The sequence below is a fragment of the Streptomyces sp. NPDC003011 genome (genome assembly GCF_053591515.1).
Map to the genome: position 1 here is coordinate 17,391 of NZ_JBSFTY010000067.1, position 16,958 is coordinate 34,348.

Genomic DNA, 16,958 nt, shown 5'->3' on the forward strand with positions numbered 1-16,958 from the left:
GGAAGCAAGGGGTTGGCCGACATGTCGTACGACGTAGAGAAGCCGGACGAGCAGTGGCGCGCGGAACTGACCCCGTCCGAGTACGCCGTCCTGCGCAAGGCGGGGACGGAGCCCGCCTTCACCGGCGAGTACACGGACACCAAGACCGAGGGTGTCTACTCCTGCCGCGCCTGCGGCGCCGAACTGTTCACCTCGACCACGAAGTTCGAGTCCCACTGCGGCTGGCCGTCCTTCTACGACCCGAAGGACACCGACGCGGTGGAGCTGATCGCCGACCGGTCCCACGGGATGGTGCGGACCGAGGTGCGGTGTGCGCGGTGCGGATCGCATCTCGGGCACGTGTTCGAGGGCGAGGGGTATCCGACGCCGACCGACCAGCGGTACTGCATCAACTCCATCTCGCTGCGGCTGACCCCGCGGGAGGACTGAGCCGCGGGGTCACCCTCCGGGGCTCGCGCACAGGTTCTCCGGCGGACGGAACGAGCGGTCGTCCGGTGACTGCTCGTCCACCTGGGCGCGCACCGTGTCCAACTGCTCCAGCAGCAGGGTGAGATCGGCCTTTGGGGGGTTGCGGAAGAACTCGATGACCGCGCGGTGGAAGGCGTCCCGCAGCTCGGGCGGCATGACGTCCGACGCGTCGAAGCAGAGGCTGCGGGCGCCCGAGGTGAGCAGGGTGTCGATCTTCCGCTCGACGGGATCCGCCGGCGTCGGCCCGGTCGGGTTCGGGAACAGCGGGCGCACCGCCGGGTCCGCCTCCGCTCGCCAGCGCGCCCGCCCGGCCGGGCTCGACAGCCGCTCCACCAGTTCCTGGGCCGCGGGGTCGTCGCTGAAGACGGCGGCCATGTCACCGGCCACCTCGTACGTGTCGCGGTACTCGGCCGGTCCCCCCAGGAAGCGGGCCGACGACTGCACCTGGATGTCGTCGCCCGCGTACAGGTACCGGATGAACGCGCTCTGGTGCTCGTGGGTGCAGTCGAAGCCGGGGGAGTCGAGCAGGCCGCGCGGCGCGTGGGCCCCGGGGGAGCCCTCGTACGACGTGGTGAGGGACTGCTCCACCGACTCGGCGGAACGGTCGCCGAGCAGCCGGCCCCAGGTCGTCCACGCCCGCCGGACGGCCGGATCGCGCCAGCTGAGCCTGCTGGTGGCCCACTCCTCGTAGCGGGTCGGGCCCGCCTGGTGGAGCAGGATGTCCTCGATCCAGTCGGTGCCGGGCCAGCCCGTGGTGGCCTGGGAGGCGAGGCCCACGCACCAGCGGGGGCCGTCGTCCGGCGTCCCCTTCTTGCTCCACACCAGACTCTTCAGGTCGACCTTCAGCGGCACCCAGTAGGGGCGGCGCTTGTTGTCCACCAGCAGCGTCGGCGCCCACGGCGGGTAGGCGCGTTCGGCGGCCTGCTGGGCGAGCGGCTTGAGCTGATCGCGGCGGGCGTATTCGGTGAGTTCGCCGATGCTGTTGAGGATCGCCACGTCCGGCGGGTCGTCGGCCTCCAGCTGCGAGACGAGCGTCTCGCGCAGCGAGCGGGTGCCCTCGTAGGCGTACGTCCGGCCCGTCCCGTCGTCGAGCCGCTCCAGCGCGTTCTCGAACGCCTCGCCCTCCGCACCGGTCCACGGGCCCAGGACGACCAGGGGAGCGGGGGTCCCGGTGGAGCAGCCGGGGACGAGGGCGAGCAGACAGACGGCCGTCAGCAGGGCGCGCAGGACACGGCTCGGACCCTGACTCATACGGCGGCTCCCGGACGGGTCACCACGAGGTACTCGCGGCGGTAGACGTGCAGGGCGCCGCCGATCAGGCCGGCGCCGGCCAGGCCCGCCGGGAACACGAAGGGGGCGGTCCCGTCGAGGAAGGCGAGGCGTCCGTCGGCGAGACCGTCGTCGATCCGGTCGCCCAGTACCCCGATGGCCTGCGGGGGCGGGGTGCGGAACGGGTAGTCCTCGGCGACCGTCTCCGTCGCGGGCGAGGTTCCCCTGGCGAGGGTGTCCGCCACGGGGAGGGTCTCCCGTTGCGCGTGCTGCGCGAGCAGCGCGTCCGCCGTCAGGAGCGGGACGGCGAGCAGCGGCAGGGCGCCGGCCGCCAGCGGAATGCTCAGCCGGATCCGGAAGCGGTGGCGCAGGAAGGCCAGGGTGCGCCAGAGCCCGACGGTGAACAGCGTGAAGGCGAGCCCGGACACCGCGGCGGCGGCCAGGACGCCGTCGCCCCAGCCCGCCCGGTCCGCGAGCCGTTCGCGCAGCTGCCGCTCCAGCCCCGACACCAGGTCCTCGATCGAGGTCACGCCGGAGTCGGTCGTGGCCGGGCACGGCGGGTAGCGTTCCCGGCGGTGCGCCTCGGAGTCCGGAGCGGAGCAGAGCATGCTGTGCGCGGACGCCAGGCCGGCCTCTCGCAGGACCGGGTCGTCGGTCTGCTGGGCCTCGCCGATCTCCCCCGTGAAGTCCACGACCAGCGCGGACACCACACGCAGTTCCTGCTCCTCGGCCACCGTGAGCGCTCCGCTGCGCGCCACCTGGTTCAGGCTCTGCGTCGCCCGTGCCACCCGGGTCCGGTACCGCTCGCTCAGCGTGCCGATCCTCGCCGCCTGTTCGTCGCCCAGGATCCGCTCGGCCTCGCCCTGCGCGACGAACAGCGAGGCCCTGGCGTCCGCGAGCCCCACCAGCGCGGGCGCCAGCCGGTCCCGCAGATACGCCGAGTCTCCCCGTACGTCCGCGTAGGCCCAGCCGAACGCGCCGAACCCGACCACGGCGAGCAGCGGCAGCGCGACGAGCCGGTCCCGCAGGAACACCCGGTTGCGGCGGCCCGACGCGGTCGGCCACAGGTAGCGCCGGACGCGGCGGGCGAGTTCGGCGGCGACGGCGAGGACGGCCCGGGCACCGCGCGGAGGACGTAAGCGCGTACCGGCACCCGCGCGTGGCCGCCTCCCCCGGTTCACCCGTGGGCCGTCCGGCGGCTCTTCGTGGTCTTCGCCGACGACGCGAGGGCGATCGTCCGGAGCCAGTCGGTGAGCCGTTTCCCGAGCCATGGGCTGTCCCTGTGGTGTCGGAAGGCCGGCGGGCGGACTTCGTAGGCGCGGTCGAGCAGCGTCTCGGCGACGGCCGCGTCCTCGGGGGCGGGGGACCGGGCGGCCTGGTGGGCGAGGGCGAGATACAGCCGGGACAGGTCCCGGCGCAGGCCGGCTTCGCCGGACGGCAGCCCGAGCCGTACGTCGGCGACGGCGGCCAGCGCGGCCAGGCCCGGCGGGCTGAGGGCGCCGCGCGCGAGGGCGTACCGCACGGTCTCCCACACCTCCGCCGTCATCCGGACCCTGGCCTGCTCGTCCGTCAGCCCGTGGGCGTGGAAGAGCCGGGCCAGCCGCTCCAGCACCTCGCGCAGCCGCTCGGCGACCTCGTCGGCGCGTTCGGCGGTGCGCACGTGCTCGACTCCGACGCGGACGGCGGCCGTACGGGCGGCGGTGCGGTGCCGTGAGTGCTGCGGCACCGCGTCGAGAGCGCGTACGGCGTCGTCGCGGGCCCGTTCGCCGCCCAGCGCGAGGCTGGCCCGCACCGCGCCGAACACCGCGCCGCCCAGCGACGGGTTGCGCAGCCGGACCGCCTCGTAGAAGGTCAGCGCCTCGTGCCAGCGGCCCAGGAGTTCGGCGCAGTAGCCGAGCGCGAGCTTGGGCGCGTACTCACCCGGCAGGGCCGCGTACACCCGGTCGAAGTGCCGCCGCGCCGCCGTCACATGGCTGCGGGCGAGCGCGAGCAGCCCGCGGTGCCAGTCGAGCCGCCAGTCGTACGGGGCACGCTCCGGCCCGATCAGCGCCTCGGCGGATCTCAACTCCCGCAGGGCGTCGTCGGTTCCGCCGCCGGAAGCCCGCAACCGTACGCGGCAGCGCAGCAGATGGACCTCCGCTGACTCCCGCCAGTCCCCGGTGTGCTGGAGCAGCGCCTCCGGAGCGGCGTCGGCCAGCCTGCTCAGCTCCGCGTGGTGGGCGTCGTCCGGATCCGGCCGGGGGACGGGCAGCCGCCGCGCGACCTCGGTGGGCGACGGCGGCGCGAACGCCGTCGGGGTGTCCGGCGTGGCCCAGCGTGCCGGGGGCGGCGCGGACCCCAGCTCGCCGTCGAGAGCGTACGGCGACTGGAGGAAGAGCGGCGACGGTTCGAAGGTCTCCGTCCCGGTGCGCAGGGACCGCAGCTCCCTGAAGACGCCGCGCAGTTGATCCTCCATCTCGCGTGCGGTGGCGAACCGTTCGGCCTGCTCGGCGCAGGTGGCGCGGTGCAGGACGCGGGCGAGCGACAGGAGGCCGAGCCCGCGGGGAGCGGGTGCCGTCATCCCGTGCGCCTCGGGGAACGCGGGGTCGTCGGGGTCGGCGGGCGTGTCCAGCCCGCTGAGCATGCCCAGCGAGCCCAGCTCCGCCAGATCCTTGGGCGAGCGCCCCAGACCGCTCAGCCGCCGCAGTGTCTCGCCGAGGCTGAACAGGTCGTCCTGGCCGGTGGATTCGCCGTTCGGGCCGACGGTCGGGGCGCGGAACCCCTCCGTGGTGGGGCCGGGCAGGCCGGCCGCGCGGACACTTCCCACGTCGACGATCTTCGTCGTGGTGCCGTCGTGCATCACGTTGTCCGGTTTCAGGTCGCCGTAGACCTTGCCGAGCCGGCCGTCGTGCAGATGGCCGAGCGCGGCGAGGATGCGCACTCCGTAGGCGAGCACGAACTCATGGAAGCGGCTGCCGCCGAACTCGGCGGGGTTGACCTGGGCCCGGGCCCGTACCTCCTCCAGCGTGAGCCCGTCCACGTACTGCAGGACGAGGAAGTCGCCGACCTCGGGGTGATGGCCGTAGTTGAACACCCGGATGATGTCGTCGTGGTTGAGGTCGACCAGCGCCCGCCGTTCCCGGACCAGGGCGCCCGCCGCCTGGCCGGGGTGCAGGATCTTGATGGCGACCTCGCGGTCGTCGACCTCGGTGTCGAGCGCCAGGTAGACCTCGCCCATGCCGCCGTAGCCGAGCGATCGGATCAGCCGGTACTGCCCGGCCAGCAGCTGTCCCGGCGGCAACGGGAGCCCGTCCGGGTCGGCGCCGCGCGACGCGGCCCGCTCCAGCAGGGTGATCGTGGGCAGCAGGCCCGGGTCGGGACTCTCCTCGGGAAGCTTCACGTGGGCGGCCCGCAGATAGGGGGCCATCACGACGAGCTGCCCGAACGGCCCGTCGGAATCCGGCGGTTCACCGGACGCGTCCATCCCCGTAGCCCCCTCCATGTCTCCTCAGGATAGACGCGCGGGCCGGAAATGTCCCCCGTGCCGCATGAGGAGGTGGTGTGTCCAAGTCATCCCCGGCCGGTGTCACTGCCTCGCGACCTCCCCGGTTCGGGGGCACCAGCCCCTGGCGACGCCCCCCGAGGACCTCTTCGTCATCATCTCCGGCTCCGGCGTCAACGACGTGATCGTCGAGAGGGCGGTACGCGGGCCGGATCCGCCGCACCGCGAGCTGTGGCGGTGAGCGGTGACGGGTGACGTCGGTGGCGGGCGGCGGCGCTGGGTGTCCGGTCGTCCCGTCTGCCGGGCGGCACTCAACGGGTAGTCTCCGTCACAGAGTTCACGGGGGTCCCGGGGAGTGACATGGAGGCTTTGCCTGCATCGCCGATGACGCGAGCGGTGTCCGACACGGTCCCGCACCTGGTGCGACGGCTGTTCGCCGCGAGCGCCGGCGCCGGACTTCCCACGGACCGGCCCGTCCCGCTGGCCGCACAGCTCTCGCTCCCGGGACCGGACGCAGAGCGCGTCGAGAGGGAGATCCGCCACCTCCTCGCCGAGCAGGTGCGCAAGGCGGCGGACGCGCGGCCGGACGCCCCCGCGATGGACGCCGACGCCTACGCGGCGGTCACCGACGCCCTGGCCACCACCCTGCTGGAACTGGGCAGCGTCCGGCTGAGCGACGTACAGGCCGTGGCGCTGCGGCCGGGCGGACTGGCGGACCGGTTGCGCGCACTGGCACCCGGCGCGGCCGAAGGGCTCGGTCCGGACGCCACCGCCCTCTACTCGACCCTGCTGCACCTCATCTGCCTGCACGTGCTGCACTTCCTGAGCGTGCGTTCGGCCTATGTGCCGCAGGCGCTCGCCCGCCAGAGCCGGGAACTGGCCGTGACCGTCGAGGCCTTGCGCCGGGGCGGGCCGCCGCCTGGCCGGGGCGGGCCACCGCCGCCCTCGCCGGGTGAGTCCCCGCCTCCGTCCTCGCCCTCGCCGGGTGAGTCTCCGCCTCCGCCCTTCCCCGGTGCGCCGCCGCCTTCCCCGGGCGGGGACGCGCGCGGGCCGGCCGATCCGGCGGGGCTCAGCGCGGACCGTCTGCTGCGGGCGCGGCGCACACCGCGGGTGCGGCACCGCGGGCGCGGGGCGGTCGGCCGGCTGCTGCCGGGCCGGCGGGCCGCCGCGGCGGAGGAACAGCGCAAGCTCGCCCTCATCCGTACGCCTGTCCTGTCCTGCTACCGGATCGCGGTCGTCGGCCTCAAGGGAGGCGTCGGGAAGACCACGACCACGGCCGCGCTGGGCAGCGTCCTGTCGGCGGAGCGCACGGACCGGATCCTGGCGCTCGACGCCACCCCGGACGGCGGGACGCTCGGCGGCCGGCTGGCCCGGGAGACGTCCGCGACCGTCCGCGACGTGGTGCGGGCGCTGCCGCGGCTCGACTCCTACCCGGACTTCCGCCGCTTCACCTCACGCACCGAGTCCGGCCTGGAGGTCATCGCCAATGACATCGATCCGGGAGAGTCCGTCGTCTTCGGCGGCGCGGACTACCGGGCGGTGGTCGAGGCGCTCGGCACCCAGTACCCGATCATCCTCACCGACTGCGGAACGGGGCTGCTGCACAGCGCGATGCACGGAGCGCTGACCCTCGCCGACCAGGTCGTGTTCGTCACCGCGCCGTCGGTGGACGGGGCGGTCGGCACTGGCAACACGCTGGACTGGCTCGCCGGCCACGGTTACGCCGACCTGGTGCGGCGGTCCCTCGTCGTGGTGTCCGGTGTCCGCAGGACGTCCCGGACCGTCAAGGTCGACCGGATGGTGGCGTACTTCGAGGCGCGCTGCCGGGGCGTGGTGACCGTCCCGTTCGACGAACATCTCGCGGCCGGCGCCGAGATCGACCTCGGCCGGGTGCGGTCGGGGGTGTACCGGGCTTACTTCGACCTCGCGGCACTGGTCGGCGAGGACCTGCGCCGGCACGCGGCGTCCGGGGACCGGGCAGGAGAGGACATCCGGGGCGGAGAGAGGAAGAGGGAGAGGGAGAGGGACAGGGACGGGGGTGGGGGTGGGGTTGGTCAGGGCGAGTGGCGCGGGTACGGGATGCCGCAGTCGCAGCCGGGGTGGGGGGTGGAGCCGCAGCCGGGGTGGGGGGCGGAGCCGTTGCCGTTGCCGGAGCCGGAGCCGGAGTCGGAGTCGGAGGCTGACCTGGAGCCGGAGCCGGAGCCGGAGCCGGAGTTGCAGTCGGAGCCGGAGCCGGAGGCGTCGCCGTACGCCGGTGAGCGATCCGGTGTCGACGCACGCCCGACGAGACCGGACGCCGATCACGACAGGGCGCAGTCCGGGCGACGGCCTGTCGGCTCGGCGCCGGGGCAGGCGGGTTCCGCCCCTCGGACGGACGCGCCGGGGCAGGCGGGGTGTGCCCTCGCACCGGACTCGGCCGTTCCTTCCTACGGACCGGCACCGGCCGGCGCATGGGCCCAGGCGTTGCCCCCGGCGCAGCGGCAGGTGTCCGACGAGCGAACCGGCGCGGAGGAACCCCGCCGTCTGGTGACGGAGCTCGCGGAGCAGACGGCCCAGGGGCGCACCCTGCCCCTCCATGTGCAGGTCGTCTGCGGGGCGGCCGGACCCGGCGCGCCGCTGCGGGCCTTCCGGATCCCCGAGGAGGGCGCGGTGCTGGGGATCACGGTGCACGCCGTGGGGCTGCGTGCGCTGAGCGACCTCCACCAGGAACTGACGGTGCGTCCGCGCCAGGACTCCGACGTCCTGCGCTTCCTCTTCAAGGCCGACGTCCCCGGACTGCACGAGGTGACCGTCCGGGCGTTCCGGGGCGGCAGCTTCCTGGGGGAGCTGCGCTGCCAGGTCTCCGTCGAACCCGGCGGGGTCACCCGGGACGGCCCCCGACGGTCGGTGCCGCTGCCCTCGGTGGCGTTCGACCCGGGCGAGGTCACCCTGCAGGTGCTGAGGGACGAGATGGCCGGGACGTTCAGCTTCCAGCTGCTCGGCGAGACCTGCTACGCGCCGGAGACCCACCGCTTCCGGGCCGGCGACCCCGCTCAGGCGGCCGGGCTCATCCAGGCGGAACTGAAGGCCGCGGCCGCCGGCAGGCGGACGGAGGACCCGTCGTACCTGCGCGACCGGCTGCGCAACCACGGCGTGCAGCTGTGGTCCTCCGTGGTCCCGAGGGCCGTGCAGGAGCAGTTCTGGCAGCAGCGCGACCACGTCACGTCGTTCACGGTGCTCGGAGAACAGGACGTCGTCCCCTGGGAGTTGATGTATCCGCTGAGCAAGGACCAGGACGACGGCGGCTTCCTCGCCGAATGGCTTCCCGTGGTGCGCCGGGTGTTCGGGCAGGACCGGGTGCGCAGCTTCCGGCTTCCGGGCGCCGCCTTCGTCGTGCCCCCGGGTTCGCCCGCCGACACCGAGGAGGAGATCCGTGCGGTGCGGGCGCGGATCGGTCCGTCCGTCGGCGACCTGGGCGTGCTCACCGAACGGGCCGCGCTCACGCGCCTCATCGAAGGGGGCGGGGTCGGACTGCTGCACTTCGCCTGCCACAACGCCTTCGGCCCCGGCGGATCACGCGTGACCATGGCCGACGGCCCCTTCGACCCCATCGACCTGTCCTTCGCCGCCGAGTTGCGCAGTCTCCGGGACAACCATCCGCTGGTGTTCTTCAACGCCTGCCGCAGCGCCGGTGAGATCGACTGGTTCGGCGCGGACCTGGGGTGGGCGCAGCAGTTCCTGAGAGCGGGCGCGGGAGCGTTCATCGGCACGCTGTGGCCGGTGAGGTCGCGGTCGGCACTCCAGTTCTCCGAGGCGTTCTACGATCAGCTGATCGCCGGGCGGCAACCGCTGGGCCGGGCGACGCTGGCGGCCCGCCAGGCGATCCGCGACCAGCACGGAGACCCGACCTGGCTCGCCTACGCCGTGTACGGCAGCCCCGCGGCCACCGTCAGCCAGGTTCCCGCCCCGAGCGCGTAGAGGAGTGTCACCGCATGACAGACCCGGTCTTCGTCATCCACGGTGTGGGCAACCGCGACCGCGACGGTTTCGTGGCCGCCGTGACCGCACTGCAGAAGGCCTCCGGTGTCGACCTCGTACCGGTCTACTGGGGTGACCTGGGCGCGGACGACACGCATTTCGCCGTCACCCTGCCCGCGCTGCCCGGCACGCTGCGCGACGACGCCGCCGGCGAGGCGGACCCCGTCACCGGCCCGGAGCCGGCGGACACGGCGGACGTGGTGGATGTGACGGACGTGGTGGACGTACGGCAGCAGTGGCCGCACGTGGCGGCCGGTGCCCGCGCACGCGCCGACGACCTGGACGCCCCCGACGACGGACTGCGGGCCGGACCCGGAGCCGAGCGCGATCCCGGTCAACTCCTGGACGTGGTCGCGCAGATGTGGTCCGGCACCCGCTGGCTGAGCAGGACCGACGACCCGGGACTCCTGCGTGAGGTGGGCGCGGCACTCGCCGACGTCCTGACGGAACTCGACGCCCACGAAGCCGCTTTCGAGGTGCGCTCGTACGCCGACGAGGACGCCCGGCTGCGGGCGCTGGTACGACGCCGGCTGAGCGATCTCGACCGGGTCGCCGGTGCGGCGGTGCAGGCCGCCGCGCGCCGGCTGAACCATGCCCTGCGCTCCCGTGTCGGCCCCGGCACCGCACGGTTCGTCGGTGACGTCCTCGTCTACCAGCGGCACCAGGCGGCCGTCCACGCGCGGGTGCGCGCCACGATCGACGCCGTGGACCCGGCGCTCGGGCGCGGCCCGGACCGGCCGGTGCGCATCGCCGCGCACAGTCTGGGCGGGGTCGTCGCCGTCGACATGGCGACCGCCGACGAGCCCCTGTGGACCGGGCAGTTGCTCACCTTCGGTTCGCAGTCCGCCCTGTTCCACGTCTGCGACCCCCGGGGCGGCCGGCTCGCCCCGTACGACGGCACGGAGCCCGTGCGCCTGCCGCCGACGCTGCGCCGCTGGACCAACCTCTGGGAGCCGCTCGACGTCCTGGCGTTCGCCGCGACCCGCCTGTACCGGCTGCACGACGACACCGCGCCGGTGGACGTGCCCGTGCCCCATCTGGCCCGCACCGGGCTGTGGACGCATTCCGCGTACTGGGGGCACCCGGAGGTGGCGGCCGTACTCGCCGCGACCATGGCTCCCTGACTCCGGCTCCCAGCTCCCTGACTCCGGCGGCTCCCTGCCGTTCGGTCCCGGCGGGCCGTCAGGCGGTACACGTGGGTGACCGGCCACCAGCCACCAGCCACCAGCCACCGGCTACCGGCCGCCGGTCACCGGCCTCCTGCCCCGCGCCCAGCGGACTGCGCCCGATGCCCCGTGTCCCGTGCGTTTCCGGACGAGGTGTCGTCATGGGCTAGTAAATGAAAATGATTATCGCTAGCGTGTCTCTCCGTAACGCCCGGTCCCCTTCGGCGCAGGGGTGCGCCGGGCTGCCCTGACGTCTGAACTGATGGCACGAAAAGGGGAGTTGTGGCTCATCTGCTGGTGGTCGAGAGCTGGGTCGGATCGATGAGCAGGCTGCTGCCCCGGGCGATCCGGGAGGGTGGGCACGCGTTCACGTTCCTCACCCGCGACCTGCACCACTACCTGCGCTCGGCGCCCGAGGGGACCGCGCACCCCCTGCTCGGCGCCCGCCACGTCATCACCGCCGACACCAACGACACCGAGACCCTGCTGCCCGAGGTCGAGCGGCTGCACACGGTGCTCGGCTTCGACGGCGTGCTCACGTCCTGCGACTACTACCTGCCGACGGCGGCCCGGATCGCCGACCGTCTGGGTCTGCCCGGACCGGGCCCCGAGGCGGTCGGGAACGCCTGCCGCAAGGACGCCACCCGCCGGATCCTCGCCGACGCCGGTCTGCCCGGCCCGCGCTTCGCCGTGCACGAGGAGTTCGCCGACCTCGCGCGCGCCGCACGGGACATCGGCTACCCGCTCGTCGTCAAGCCCGTCGACCTGTGCGCCGGCATGTACGTGCGCCGCGTGGACGACGAGGCCCAACTCACAACCGCGGTACGGGCGCTGGCCGGCTTCCCGGTCAACGCGCGCGGCCAGCGCCGCACCCCCGCCGTGCTCCTCGAAGAGCTGCTGGACGGCCCCGAGGTGAGCGTGGAGACCGTGTCGTACGCCGGCGCGGTGCACGTGGTCGGCGTGACCGACAAGAGTGTCGGCGGAGCGCCCGCCTTCATCGAGACCGGCCACATGTTCCCCGCCGCGCTCACCTCCGCCGACACCGAGGCCGCCGAACAGACCGCCCTGGCCGCGCTCAAGGCGCTCGACCTGGTCGACGGCGTGGTGGCGCACACCGAGATCAAGCTGACCGGTGCCGGACCGCGCGTCGTCGAGGTCAACGCCCGCCCGGCCGGCAACCGCATCACCGAGCTGGTCCGCCATGTCACCGGCATCGACCTCGCCGCCGCCTGCGTGGACGTCGCCCTGGGCCACGCCCCCGACCTGCGGCGCACCGACACCGGGCTGCGCAGCGCCGCCATCGGCTTCCTCGTACCGGAGCGCGCGGGCACCCTCGAAGCCCTCGACGGAAGCCAGCTGCGGGGCCTGTCCGACGTGCTGGAGCTCCAGCTCGCCGAACCCGGTACGGCCGTGAAGGCGGCGGGCAGCAACAACGAGTACCTCGGCCACGTCATGGCCGGCGACCCCGCCGGCCCCGGCGCCCGCGACCGCGTCGAGTCCTTGCTGACCGGGCTGCGCGCAGGGCTGGTGATCCGATGACCGCCGTCGACGCCCAGCCCTGCCGGACGTACGACGCGCTCGTGGACCGGGTCCGCGCGGGCGCCCTCGGCCCCGACCCGCGCACCCTGCGGATCGCCGTCGCCTTCACCACCCGGCAGGCCGTACGGCACGACGGGCGCGGCACCGGCTACCGCAACGAGGTGCTCAGCCTGCGCCTCGGCGAGGCCGTCGGCTCCTGCGCGGTGGAACCCGGCAGCCTTCCCGAGAGCGCGCTGGACGACTGCGTGGGCGCGGAGGTGGACCGGCTCCTCGGCCACCCGCTGCCGCCGGTCCGCGTGGCCGCCCTCGACGCGTACCTCATGCACATCGGCCCGCACACCGCGGCCCGTGGGGCCACGCCGGTCGCGCTGCCCGCCGGGTCGTCCCTGGAGAAGTCCCGGGCGCGGGCGCGGGCGGTCGTCGAGCTGCTCGACCTGCCGGCCGGTGCCCGCGTACTGGTGGTGGGCGTCGTCAACTCGCTGCTGGAAGCGTTGCGTTCGCGCGGCCTGCGCTATGTGCCGTGCGATCTCAAGGGCGGCACGACGGAGTGGGGCGAGCCGGTCGTCACCGACGCGCTCACCGCCGCCGATCGCTGCGAGGCGCTGCTCGTCTCCGGCATGACCCTCGGCAACGGCACCTTCGAACCACTGCGGGAGCACGCGCTGCGCCGCGGCAAGCCGCTGGTGGTGTTCGCCCAGACCGGCAGTGCCGTCCTGCCCCGCCTCCTCGGCCACGGGGTGAGCGCGGTGTGCGCGGAGCCGTACCCCTTCTTCTGGCTGGACGGCGGGCCCGGAGTCATCCACCAGTACCGGGACACCGGAGGCGAGCGATGACCACGACCGCCGTACGCCCCACCGCACGACCGGAGTTGCTGGCCCTCCTCGGCCGGACCCCGCTGGTGCGGATCACCACCGGCCTGCCGGGCGCCCACCCCGGCTTCTGGGCCAAACTCGAAGGACTCGCGGCCGGCGGCATGAAGGCCCGGGCCGCCGTGTCGATGCTGCTGGGCGCCCGTCAGCGCGGCGAACTGCGGCCGGGCGCCCCGGTGGTGGAGTCCACCTCCGGCACCCTCGGCATCGGGCTCGCCTTCGCGGGCCAGGCGCTCGGGCACCCGATCGTGCTGGTCGGCGATCGCGAACTGGAGCCGTCCATGCGGCAGTTGCTGCGCGCCCACGGTGTCCGCCTCGATGTCGTCGACCGCCCGGCCGTCCAGGGCGGCTGGCAGGCGGCCCGGCTCGCCCGCCTGCGGGAGCTGCTCGCCGAACTCCCCGGCGCCTACTGGCCCGACCAGTACAACAACCCCGACAACACCGCCGGATACGCCTCCCTCGCCGCCGAACTCACCGCCCAGCTCGACCACCTGGACGTGCTGGTGTGCAGCGTGGGCACCGGCGGGCACAGCGCGGGCGTCATCGGCCCGCTGCGCCGGCACTGGCCCGCGCTGCGGCTCATCGGCGTCGACGCCACCGGCTCCACCATCTTCGGCCAGCCCGCCCGGCCCCGGCTGATGCGCGGCCTCGGCAGCAGCATCCACCCGCGCAACGTCGCCTACGACGCCTTCGACGAGGTCCACTGGGTCGGCCCCGCCGAAGCGGTCGACAGCTGCCGCCGGCTGGCCCGCGGCAGCTTCGTCAGCGGCGGCTGGAGCACGGGGGCCGCCGCCCGCGTCGCCGCCTGGGCGGCCCGGGTCCACCCGGGAGCGGTCGTCGCCACCGTCTTCCCCGACGGCCCGCACCGCTACCTCGGCACCGTCTACGACGACGACTTCACCACCGGCCACGGCCTCGACCCCGCAACCGCCGCCACCCGGCCCGTGGAGATACCGCACCCGTACGCGGCCGAGGCCACCGGGTGGGTGCGCTGCACGAGGGTCGCCGACCCGCTGACCAGCCTCTCCCCTCTGGAAGGGACCCCGTGAAGGCCAGCCTGCGCACGGTGCGCCTCGAACTCGCCGAGCCGCTGCGCATCTCCCGCTCCACGATGTCGGCACGCGACGCGGTGTGGCTCGGCATCGGACACGACGGACTGCACGGCCACGGCGAGGCCGTCACCAGCGTGTACTACGGTCTGGACACCGACACCCTCCTGCGCCTCCTCACGGCCGTCGACCTGACCCGCTTCGCCGATCCGGAGAGCGCGCTGGAGGCCCTGCGGGCCGGGGAGCTGGCGGCAGACAGGGCCGTGCCGCCCGCTGTCACCGCCGCCGTGGAGTCCGCGCTCCTCGACCTCGCCGGGAAGCGTGCGGGCCTGCCCGTCCACCGCCTGCTCGGCGCGTCCGCGCCACCCGTGGCCGCGACCGCCCGCACCCTCGGCATCACCTCGCCCGCGCACGCCGCCGCAGAGGCCCGGCGCCTGGCCGCCCGCGGTTTCCAGGTCCTCAAGATCAAGGCGGGTGCCCCCGACCCCGAGGACGACGTGGAGCGCGTACGCGTCGTCCGCGACGCGGCCCCCGGCGTCCGGCTGCTCCTCGACCCCAACGGCGCCTGGACCACGGCACAGGCGACGGCCCTGCTGCCCAGGTTCGCCGAGCTCGGCGTCGAAGCCGTCGAACAGCCCCTCGCACCCGGCGACCCGGACGCGCTGGCCGCCCTCGCCGCACGCTCGCCGCTGCCCGTCATCGCCGACGAGGACGCCGTCGGCCTGGCGGACGTGCGCCGTCTCGCCGGACGCGTCCACGGCGTCAACGTCAAGCTCGCCAAGTGCGGCGGGGTCCACGCGGCGCTGCGCATCGCCGAGGCGATCGAGGGCAGCGGCACCGCGCTGATGCTGGGCTGCCTCACCGCCAGCACCCTCGGCCTCGCCCCCGCCGTCCACCTCGCCGACCGCGCCCGCTGGGCCGACCTCGACGGGCACCTGCTGCTGGCCCGCGACCCGTGGTCGGGGATCGGCGGCGCCGACGGTGTCGTACGCACCGGTGACCTTCCGGGGCTCGGCGTCGAAGAGGTGGTGCTCGCGCATGAAGACGTGGCGTGAGATGCGCGGATTCCCGCTCGCGGTGCGGCTGCTCCTGGTCAACCAGCTCGGCGTCAACACCGGCTTCTACCTCCTCATCCCGTACCTGGCCACCCACCTCACCGACAACCTGGGCATGTCGGCGGCCGTCGTCGGCGTCGTCCTCGGGGTGCGCAACCTCAGCCAGCAGGGGCTGTTCATCATCGGCGGCTCCGCGGCCGACCGGCTGGGCGCGCGGGGCGTCATCATCGCCGGGTGCGCCCTGCGCACGGTCGGGTTCGCGCTGTTCGCGCTCGGCGACGGGCTGGCGGTGCTGCTCGCCGCGTCCGTGCTCAGCGGGCTCGCCGGGGCCCTGTTCAACCCGGCCGTGCGCGCCTACCTCGCGCAGGAGGCGGGGGAGCGCCGGGCGGAGGCGTTCGCCCTGTTCAACGTGTTCGCCACCACCGGCGCGCTGATCGGTCCGCTGCTGGGCAGCGCGCTGCTGCTCGTCGACTTCCGTACGTCCGCGCTGACCGCCGCGGGCATCTTCGCGGTCCTCACCGTCGCGCAGGCCATGGTGCTGCCCGCGCGGGCGGTCGAGCCGAGCGGGGGCGGGGTCCTCGCGGACTGGCGGGAGGTCGTCGGCAACCGTGCCTTCATGGCGTTCGCGCTCGCCATGGTCGGCATGTTCACCCTGGAGAACCAGTTGTACCTCTTGCTGCCCGAGGGCGCCCGGCAGGCCACCGGCTGGGACGGCGCGGCCGGCCTCGTCTTCCTCGTCGGCACCCTCACCAACCTCGCCCTCCAGCTGCGGATCACCCGCTCGCTCAAAGATCGGGGGGACAAGGCGCGCTGGATCGCCGTGGGGCTCGCGGTGATGGGGCTGGCCTTCCTGCCCCCTGCGTTCGTGGCGGGCTCGGCGTCCGGCGGCCTGCTCGACGCCGTCCCCGTCCTGCTGGGCGCCCTGCTGCTGTACCTCGGCGTCATGATCGCCTCGCCGTTCGTGATGGACCTGATCCCCGGCTTCGGCCGGCCCGGACTGACCGGCACCTACTTCGGGATCTTCTACGTCGTCTCGGGCATCGCCGCCGCCGTGGGCAACGCGGTCGTCGGCTGGGCCATGGACACCGGGGAGCGGACCGGCGCGAACTGGCTGCCGTGGGCGTGCTGCGCCCTCTTCGGAGTCGCGTCGGCGGGCGGCGTGGCGTGGCTGCACCGGCGCGGAGCACTGCCCGCCGCCGTGCCGGCCGTGCCCGCCCCGGCCGGGGAGAGGAGCAACGCGTGACGAACGACGTCCCGACCGGCAACCTCCTCACCGACAACCCCGAGCTGTACGAGGCCCGCTTCCCCGACCCCGAGCGGCTCGCCGGGCGGTGGGCCGAGGAATGCCTGCGCCGGCACGGGGCCGGGCCGCGGGTGCTCGACATGGGCTGCGGGACCGGCCGCGACGCCGCCCACCTGCACGGCGCGGGCCGTACGGTGACCGGCGCCGACCTGTCGGAGGCGATGCTCGCGCACGCCCGCGCGCATCACCCGGGACCCGCGTACGTCCGGGCCGACCTGCACGGCTTCGACTTCGGCCCCTCCGCCTTCGACGCGGTTGTGTGCCTGGACAGCTCCCTGCTGTACTGCCACACCGACGCCCAGCTCGACGGCTTCCTCGCCTCCTGCCGCCGCGCCCTCGCCCCGGACGGACTGCTCGTCGCGGAGATGCGCAACGGCGCCTACTTCCTGGGCCGTACGGACCTCCTCGACACCCCGGCCGTCCACGCCTTCACCTGGCGGGGCACCCACTTCCGCTCCACCACCACCCTGTCCGTGGACCGCACCGCGCACCTGCTGCGCCGCCGCCGGGTCTGGACCGCCGACGACGGCTCACCACCGGTCGAACAGCGCTCCGCCTGGAGGCTGTTGCTCCCGCTGGAGCTGCGCCACCACCTCACCGCGCTCGGATTCGAGGTCCTCGACCTCCACGACGGCCCCGGCCCGCGCACCGAACCCCCGTGGCAGGAGGGCGACATGCCCGGCCGGACGACCGACGGGGACCGGCTGCACCTCGTCGCCCGCCTGCACCCCACCCGCTGACC

At 74.3% G+C, this 16,958-nt stretch carries 12 protein-coding genes; 9 read left to right on the forward strand and 3 right to left on the reverse strand.

Annotated features, from left to right (window positions below):
- Window positions 1-21 precede the first annotated feature (21 nt).
- Complete coding sequence (gene msrB, locus ACWD0J_RS29585) at window positions 22-429, forward strand: peptide-methionine (R)-S-oxide reductase MsrB (protein ID WP_451498908.1); 408 nt, start codon at window positions 22-24, stop codon at window positions 427-429.
- A gap of 9 nt (window positions 430-438) precedes the next feature.
- On the opposite strand, the gene ACWD0J_RS29590 is transcribed toward msrB, so the two are convergent.
- From ACWD0J_RS29590 to ACWD0J_RS29600, 3 genes are read right to left on the reverse strand one after another with little or no spacing between them, the layout of a single operon-like run.
- Window positions 439-1,719: an alpha-glucoside ABC transporter substrate-binding protein gene (locus ACWD0J_RS29590; protein ID WP_451498909.1), complete on the reverse strand. Its 1,281-nt coding sequence runs from the start codon at window positions 1,717-1,719 to the stop codon at window positions 439-441.
- Entirely contained in the window at window positions 1,716-2,918 is a 1,203-nt protein-coding gene (locus ACWD0J_RS29595) for a hypothetical protein (protein ID WP_451498910.1), read from the reverse strand. The genes ACWD0J_RS29590 and ACWD0J_RS29595 overlap by 4 nt, the downstream gene beginning before the upstream one ends.
- A complete protein-coding gene (locus ACWD0J_RS29600; RefSeq protein WP_451498911.1) occupies window positions 2,915-5,218 on the reverse strand; it encodes a tetratricopeptide repeat protein in 2,304 nt (767 codons plus the stop codon). Before ACWD0J_RS29600 ends, ACWD0J_RS29595 begins: the two co-directional genes overlap by 4 nt.
- Before the next feature lie 396 nt (window positions 5,219-5,614).
- On the opposite strand from ACWD0J_RS29600, the gene ACWD0J_RS29605 reads away from it, so the two are divergent.
- From ACWD0J_RS29605 to ACWD0J_RS29640, 8 genes are all read left to right on the forward strand, one after another.
- On the forward strand, window positions 5,615-9,175 hold the full coding sequence (locus ACWD0J_RS29605) for an NACHT N-terminal Helical domain 1-containing protein (protein WP_451498912.1): 3,561 nt from the start codon (window positions 5,615-5,617) through the stop codon (window positions 9,173-9,175).
- 14 nt (window positions 9,176-9,189) lie between these two features.
- Window positions 9,190-10,359, forward strand: coding sequence for a hypothetical protein (locus ACWD0J_RS29610; RefSeq protein ID WP_451498913.1), 1,170 nt, complete (start codon window positions 9,190-9,192; stop codon window positions 10,357-10,359).
- Window positions 10,360-10,683: 324 nt separating this feature from the next.
- Window positions 10,684-11,940: an ATP-grasp domain-containing protein gene (locus ACWD0J_RS29615; RefSeq protein WP_451498914.1), complete on the forward strand. Its 1,257-nt coding sequence runs from the start codon at window positions 10,684-10,686 to the stop codon at window positions 11,938-11,940.
- Complete coding sequence (locus ACWD0J_RS29620; protein WP_451498915.1) at window positions 11,937-12,773, forward strand: Rossmann-like domain-containing protein; 837 nt, start codon at window positions 11,937-11,939, stop codon at window positions 12,771-12,773. The genes ACWD0J_RS29615 and ACWD0J_RS29620 overlap by 4 nt, the downstream gene beginning before the upstream one ends.
- Window positions 12,770-13,858 (forward strand): PLP-dependent cysteine synthase family protein, encoded by a 1,089-nt coding sequence (locus ACWD0J_RS29625; protein ID WP_451498916.1) that lies wholly within the window; start codon window positions 12,770-12,772, stop codon window positions 13,856-13,858. Before ACWD0J_RS29620 ends, ACWD0J_RS29625 begins: the two co-directional genes overlap by 4 nt.
- Window positions 13,855-14,913 carry a dipeptide epimerase gene (locus ACWD0J_RS29630; protein ID WP_451498917.1) on the forward strand — a complete coding sequence of 353 codons (1,059 nt, stop codon included), beginning with the start codon at window positions 13,855-13,857 and terminating at the stop codon, window positions 14,911-14,913. Before ACWD0J_RS29625 ends, ACWD0J_RS29630 begins: the two co-directional genes overlap by 4 nt.
- On the forward strand, window positions 14,897-16,156 hold the full coding sequence (locus tag ACWD0J_RS29635) for an MFS transporter (protein WP_451498918.1): 1,260 nt from the start codon (window positions 14,897-14,899) through the stop codon (window positions 16,154-16,156). Before ACWD0J_RS29630 ends, ACWD0J_RS29635 begins: the two co-directional genes overlap by 17 nt.
- Window positions 16,153-16,956 (forward strand): class I SAM-dependent DNA methyltransferase, encoded by an 804-nt coding sequence (locus ACWD0J_RS29640; RefSeq protein ID WP_451498919.1) that lies wholly within the window; start codon window positions 16,153-16,155, stop codon window positions 16,954-16,956. Before ACWD0J_RS29635 ends, ACWD0J_RS29640 begins: the two co-directional genes overlap by 4 nt.
- The last annotated feature ends 2 nt before the right edge of the window (window positions 16,957-16,958 follow it).